The sequence below is a fragment of the Mycobacterium sp. NGS24 genome, assembly GCF_059813065.1.
Map to the genome: position 1 here is coordinate 1 of NZ_JCALDW010000040.1, position 1,120 is coordinate 1,120.

Consider the following 1,120-nt stretch of genomic DNA (forward strand, 5'->3'; position numbering starts at 1 on the left):
GCCTAGATGTGATGTCCAGGGAGGTTGGTCAGTCTGGTGACTGGTGGGCGGCCTCCGATGGCGGAGTGGGCTCGGTGGTGATTGTAGAAGTGCAGCCAGCCCGGTAGCGCGGTGTTGCGTTGGTCGGTGGATTCGTAGAACCGTGCGTAGGCCCATCCGTCGCCCAGCGTGCGGTGGAATCGTTCGATTTTGCCGTTGGTTTGTGGCCGATACGGGCGGGTGCGCTTCGGGGTGATGTTCAGTTCGGCGCAGGCGTCGCGCCAGGCGTAGGACACGTAGGCCGACCCGTTGTCAGACAAGACTCGTTCGACGGTGACGCCACGCTCAGCGAACCACGCCACCGCGCGGCGCAGGACACCGATTGCGGTGACGGCTTTCTCGTCGGACTGAATCTCGGCGTAGGCCATCCGGGAATGATCGTCAATGACTGTGTGCAGGAATGCAATTCCGATCCGGGGTCGCCAATTCCCCGCGCGTTCGCCGGTTCGATGCGCGGTCCGCTGTCTGTTGCGTCTGCCGTGCTCGCGGCTTAAGAACCGATGTCCGCCGCCGTCGGGGATGTTGGCGAACTTGGTGACGTCGACGTGGATCAGCGAGCCGGGATAGTCGTGTTCGTAGCGCCGCAGGGGTTCCCCGGTGACCCGGTCAATGTAGGACAGCCGGTTGATCCGGCACCGGGTCAGCACCGCGTGCACCGTGGAAGCCGGCACGCCAAGGCGCCCGGCGATCTGCACCGGACCCAACCGCTTGCGCCACCGCACGTCAACGATTCGTCGCATCACCTGCTGGCTGGTCTTGTTCGGACTGTGGCGCGGCCGAGAACTGCGGTCGACCATCCCCGCAGCGCCTTCGGCGCGGAAGCGGTCCGCCCATTTCTTGGCGGTTCGTGGGGAGACCATGAACATCTTGGCCGCTGCGGCGTAGGTCCAGCCCTCCTCGACGACGAACTGAGCGAGCCTCAAACGTGCACGAGGGGTCAAAGCAGCGTTAGCGTGGGACACGAAGGCCTCCTGGTTGATGAAGCGGTTCCTAGACAGCTCCACTTCACAACCGGAGGCCTTCTCTGTCACACAGACTCACCGATACGAATCGGGACAACCTCCCTGGACATCACACCTAG

At 63.8% G+C, this 1,120-nt stretch carries 1 protein-coding gene; it reads right to left on the reverse strand.

Annotated features, from left to right (window positions below; all coding sequences use genetic code 11):
* Positions 1 to 2 precede the first annotated feature (2 nt).
* Positions 3 to 1,001 carry an IS481 family transposase gene (locus AC5Y6Y_RS25735; RefSeq protein ID WP_156526209.1) on the reverse strand — a complete coding sequence of 333 codons (999 nt, stop codon included), beginning with the start codon at positions 999 to 1,001 and terminating at the stop codon, positions 3 to 5.
* Positions 1,002 to 1,120 lie beyond the last annotated feature (119 nt).